This window comes from Alkalibacter mobilis (genome assembly GCF_015594845.1).
Lineage (GTDB): Bacteria > Bacillota > Clostridia > Eubacteriales > Alkalibacteraceae > Alkalibacter > Alkalibacter mobilis.
The window spans coordinates 1-2,432 of sequence record NZ_JADNRK010000060.1; the positions used below are offsets into that span (position 1 = coordinate 1).

Genomic DNA, 2,432 nt, shown 5'->3' on the forward strand with positions numbered 1-2,432 from the left:
TTTGCTTCCTTGGAATAGTTCAATACAAGCGGCTTGTGCCGTAAAAAAATAATAGATGACATGATGGCGGCCTTCTGATGAACCGGCCGCTTGTTTTATTGTTTACATGCGATTATTGACCGCTTACTATTGAACGTTTTTTTTATGTGTTAGTATTGTGTTCAAACAGATCCGAGTTAATCTTTGGATAATGGGAATAGAAATACATACTCATTAAAGAGGATTCGGACAACTTGAAAGGAGAGGTAACTATGGTATTTTCTCAGGAAACATTGGAAAGAAATCAATTGTTTGAAGATGTATTCACGGGCAAAATCCCGAAACGCGTGCCGAGAAATCCAATATTTCAAATTGAGATGGTGTTAGAGCACTGTGGTTTTTCGTTACACAAGGAGCAATTCAGTCTGTCAAAGCAAGTTGAAGCACTGCACAAATTTAATACGGAAGTTGACACGGATAGTGTCGCAGGTGTTGCTATTCGTTGGCCGCAGATTTATAAGATGTTAGGCTCAATAAATTTCCAGATGGGTACTGACGGTTTTTTACAGCATCCAGATGTTGCTGGTATGGAAGTGGAAGATTACGATGCACTGATTACTGATCCATATAAAACGCTTGTAGATATTATAATCCCGAGAATTCACAAAGAACTTGCACTCGATAAAAGCTCTGCTGGTATTGCAAAAGCTAAAGCTTTCTTTGCCTATTTGAATGCGTTTCAAACTATAGGAATGGCAAATAACGAAATTGCAATGCAATATGGGAAATCGACTATTCCTTCTTTCGCAGGTATAACAGAAGCACCGTATGATTTTCTGGCGGACCAATTACGATCCTTTTCTGGAACTTCAAAAGATATCCGTAGAATTCCTGAAAAAGTGGGTGCTGCATGTGAAACATTGACTCCGTTACTAAGAAAAATGGGAAGTCCAAAAGGTAGTAATGGAACTAAATTTGATCAGATATTTATTCCACTTCATATGGCTCCATATATGAGAGAAAAAGATTTTGCAAAATATTACTGGCCTACATTTAAAAAATTATGTGAAGGACTTTCTGAAAATGGATATGGTATCTACCTTTTCGTTGAGCATGACTGGTCGCGTTTTGTGGATTATCTTCATGATTTGCCGGAAGGCACGCATATGGCAATCGAATATGGAGATCCGAAGGTGTTCAAAGATAAATTAGGCTCAAAACATATCTTATCTGGTTTTTACCCAGTTAACATTCTTAAAACTGGCACTAAGGAAGAATGTGTTTACAAAGCTAAAGAACTATTAGATATTCTTGCTCCTGGAGGAAATTACATCTTTGACTACGACAAAGTAGTTTTAAGAGCAAACGATGTAAACATTGAAAACGTTAACGCAGTCAATAAAGCAGTTAAAGAATATGGCGTTTATTAGGAGGTGTCAATGTGGAAATTAAATCAGAATACTTCAGAAATTTCAAAGAAAATATGGAGAAATATGAAATTCAACCCGAATCATTTGAGTTTGCAGGTGACATCCAGATGTATGAAGAGATGATGTTTGGGTTTCACATGTATTTACTTGTTTAGTACGCAAATGCAAAATAATCAGAAAAGCACCTGAGCGAATTATTCGAAAGTAGTTTTGAACTAAATAAATTTAAAAATTGTAGTACAGAGTAATCTTAAATGCAGGGGGGATTGAAAATGATTGATACAAATGAAGTAACACAATCAATAGGAGAATTAGAAGAAGAAAAGGTGTTGAAGATATTACATGACTTTATGGCAACAAACCCATCGGAAGAAGAAGCGCATAAAGTTGTTGCTGCCTGCCAAGATGGAATGGCAGTCGTAGGAGCTCTATTTGAGAGTGGAGAGTATTTTGTGGGAGATTTGATCTTTGCAGGAGAACTCTTGACTGAGGCTATTGATATCTTGAAGCCAGCAATTGGATCAGGAGCTTCCACTAAAGTTGGGAAGATCGTCATCGGAACTGTTCATGGCGACCTTCATGATATCGGAAAAAACATATTCAAAAGCATGTCAGAAGCAGCTGGATTTGAAATAATTGACTTGGGAATTGATGTACCGGTGCAAGCGTTTATTGACAAAACAAAAGAAATCAATCCAGATATTGTTGGAATGAGTGGAGTTTTAACCTTGGCGTTGGAATCCATGAAAGATACTGTTGATGCTTTGAAAGAAGCGGGGGTTCGTGATTCTGTCAAAATAATTATTGGAGGAAACCCTGTAACAAAAGAAGCTTGTGATCATATTGGTGCTGATGCTTTCACAACAAATGCTGCGGAAGGAGTGAAAATGGCACAAGTGTAATCAGTCAAGTAAACTAGGCCATTTTTCGCCACGAACTAGGCCACTATTTTCTCACTCTTTATCTGTGTGATCATTTATCTTTATAGAATGGATTTTCTGTGTTTGAGTCTGTATCCATCAC

3 protein-coding genes are annotated in these 2,432 nt (G+C 37.3%); all 3 read left to right on the forward strand.

The features are described from left to right. The first annotated feature begins 251 nt into the window (after positions 1-251). On the forward strand, positions 252-1,409 hold the full coding sequence (locus IWB18_RS12350) for a uroporphyrinogen decarboxylase family protein (RefSeq protein ID WP_195683919.1): 1,158 nt from the start codon (positions 252-254) through the stop codon (positions 1,407-1,409). An 11-nt stretch (positions 1,410-1,420) separates the two neighbouring features. Next, positions 1,421-1,564, forward strand: coding sequence for a hypothetical protein (locus IWB18_RS12355; RefSeq protein ID WP_195683920.1), 144 nt, complete (start codon positions 1,421-1,423; stop codon positions 1,562-1,564). A 117-nt stretch (positions 1,565-1,681) separates the two neighbouring features. After that, positions 1,682-2,311: a cobalamin B12-binding domain-containing protein gene (locus IWB18_RS12360; protein WP_195683921.1), complete on the forward strand. Its 630-nt coding sequence runs from the start codon at positions 1,682-1,684 to the stop codon at positions 2,309-2,311. Positions 2,312-2,432 lie beyond the last annotated feature (121 nt).

Excerpts from the sequence above, each read along its gene's own strand:
- IWB18_RS12360 (WP_195683921.1), top strand. The coding sequence starts at position 1,682 with ATGATTGATACAAATGAAGTAACACAATCAATAGGAGAATTAGAAGAA.
- IWB18_RS12350 (WP_195683919.1), top strand. The coding sequence starts at position 252 with ATGGTATTTTCTCAGGAAACATTGGAAAGAAATCAATTGTTTGAAGAT.